This window comes from Haloferax profundi, from assembly GCF_001469865.1.
GTDB lineage: Archaea > Halobacteriota > Halobacteria > Halobacteriales > Haloferacaceae > Haloferax > Haloferax profundi.
The window spans coordinates 1-2,396 of the sequence record NZ_LOPV01000182.1; the positions used below are offsets into that span (position 1 = coordinate 1).

A 2,396-nucleotide genomic window follows, 5' to 3' on the forward strand; every position below is an offset into this window, starting at 1 on the left:
AGCGTTCGACGGCGGCCGACAGCATCGACTGCCAGTCGTCGAACTCGGAGTGTGCATCGACGTATCGGTCCCACTTGTGGGTCGGAATGGACTCGAACGACTCCTGGTCGGAGACGTCGAATCCGCTGTTATCGACGAAGTCACCGATAGATGTCGCATCGCTGTATGATTCGACCCACGTCGGCGGGAAGAGGTCTGCGAGCGTCACTTCGCCGCCGAGTCCCCCGATCTCGACGTCGAGTGTCTCCGCAGACGTTTCGGCCTCACCCATACACGGTCCCTACCGCCGGGTATATAACGGTGTTACGGTTGCGGTCGATGAAGGTCAGTTCGTCGAGATTATCTCGACCACGTCGCGGTGTTCGAGTTCGTGGTCCGAGCCGATTTGGCGCTTCGAGTGACAGTCGATACCGTGGAGGAGGCCATCGCCGATGTCGGAGTGGAGGTGGTACGCGAAGTCTTCGGTCGTCGACCCCTCGGGGAGGATGAAACAGTCGCGGAAGACGCCCTGTGAGTCGGACTTCCCGTTGGCGCTGCCGGGGAAGATTGCGATTGCGCCCATCACGTCGAAGAGCGCCATCTCCAGGGACTGCTGGACGCCCGTGCCGCCGTACTCGCCGATGAACTCACGAATCTGTTCGAGGCCGGCCTCCTGTTCTCCGCTCACGTCGCCGACGATGTCGAAGTCGTCCGCACCGGGTTGGTAGTCGACGACGCCGCCTTCGTCGGCGTTCTTCAGCGCCTTCTCCGCGTGGGCACTCGTCGGCGTGAACGTGAGGTGGTCGTAGTCGGGGTCCGAGGTGATCTCCTCGTAGTTTTCCTGTGAGACTGGTTTGTCCATCTTGTTCGCCGCGATGATTATCGGCTTGGTTCGCTTGCGAATCTCGCGGGCGAGTGCTTCTTTGTCGTCGTCGTCCCACTCGTCTGGGTCGAGGCCGATGTCCAGAGACAAGATGACCTGCTTGATCTCGTCTTTGTTCGTCTTGAACGCCGACATCTGCTCTGCGAGGTCGACTTCGATGTCTTTCTCCTCGCCGTGGTACCCCGACCGATAGCGGTCGATACCCTTCTCGAGGATGCCGAGATACCACATGTCGAGTTCGTTCTCGAGGAAGTCGATGTCCTCGCGGGGGTCGTGGCCTTCGGTCGCTTCGCCTTCGATGTCCGTCTCGCCGGAGAAGTCGACGACGTGAACGAGCACGTCCGCCTCGTTGAGGTCGGTCAGGAACTGGTTGCCGAGGCCCTTCCCCTCGTGAGCACCGGGGATGAGACCGGCAACGTCGACGAGTTTGACCGGGACGAACCGCATTCCGTCGTCACAGTACCCGACCGAGGGCGTACACGATTCGTCGAACTCGGGGGCCGCACACTCGACGCGGACGTACGCTTCGCCGATGGAGGGGTCGATAGTCGTAAACGGGTACGCCCCCTCCGGGACGTCGTTCATCGTCGCCGCATTGAAGAAACTGGATTTCCCGACGGAGGGTTTTCCGACGAGACCGATCTTGTAACTCATTCGTTGGTCGGACTGCCGGGTCCAACGCTAATAACGGTTCGACGTTCGTCCGCCGTGTGCGTGGAATTCACACGCTACCGAGGCCCTCCGGAGGGATTTCGGCGGCGACACCCCGAGGGGGAGACACCTGAAGTCGCCCCTCTACAGCGACGCGATTAGAGAGTGTCCGGTGCATCTTTGTCTCCACGTCACTCACACCCGCTGATGACCGACTCGGACGAGACGACGACGGACGACACGGCGACGGTCGACGAGGAGACAGATGCTGACACGTTCCGCGTCGGTATCCAGGTCACGGAGACGGAACTGCGGTTCGTCGTCAACGTTCCGTCCGACATCGACTCGGGGTGGACCGACCCCGAGGCGTTCCAGCGACTCGTCGAACGCATCACGTGGGAGACGCTCGACCAAGAGCGTGTTCTCCGGACCATCGCCACCGAGGCGCCCGAGGGCGAGACAGTATTCCTCGGAACGGTCACGCTCCGACCCGACGAGACGCTCGTAGACCACACGCTCCGACCCCCGTCGTTCGACGAGGCGTAACTCACTTTCCCCTCTTTCTCGCCATGGATTCCGAACCGACGACCGAGACGGCGATTCGAGAGATGCAAGACGCCGCGCTCTCGCGTGCGCTCTCGGACGAGGCGGAGGCACGGCAGTCGCTCGCACTCGCTGGCGCGCTCGAAACGGCACGCCGGGAGTTGACGGCGACGACGTTCGACAGCGGCGGCGTCACACTCGCGGCGTCACTCGCGTTCGTCTCGACACTCTTTGCACACCGTCGCCTCCGCGACTCGCTTCGCTCGGCAGTGCAGGTCACCGACGACTCGGCGTGGTATCCGAGCGGTACCTCCGCCCGCGTCGACGACGAACTCGTGGC

The 2,396-nt window shown here is 62.5% G+C and carries 4 protein-coding genes; 2 read left to right on the forward strand and 2 right to left on the reverse strand.

Annotation, left to right across the window (positions count from 1 at the left end):
- The coding region (locus tag AUR66_RS09885; protein WP_058572272.1) for a hypothetical protein at positions 1-271 on the reverse strand (271 nt) is incomplete at its 3' end.
- A gap of 54 nt (positions 272-325) precedes the next feature.
- The gene (locus AUR66_RS09890; RefSeq protein ID WP_058572273.1) at positions 326-1,516 is read right to left on the reverse strand and encodes a redox-regulated ATPase YchF; all 1,191 of its coding nucleotides are present in this window, start codon (positions 1,514-1,516) and stop codon (positions 326-328) included.
- Between the two features lie 204 nt (positions 1,517-1,720).
- Between AUR66_RS09890 and AUR66_RS09895 the strand changes: the two genes are divergently transcribed.
- Positions 1,721-2,059, forward strand: a complete 339-nt coding sequence (locus AUR66_RS09895; RefSeq protein ID WP_058572274.1) for a hypothetical protein — start codon at positions 1,721-1,723, stop codon at positions 2,057-2,059.
- Positions 2,060-2,082: 23 nt separating this feature from the next.
- The coding region (locus tag AUR66_RS09900; protein WP_058572275.1) for a hypothetical protein at positions 2,083-2,396 on the forward strand (314 nt) is incomplete at its 3' end.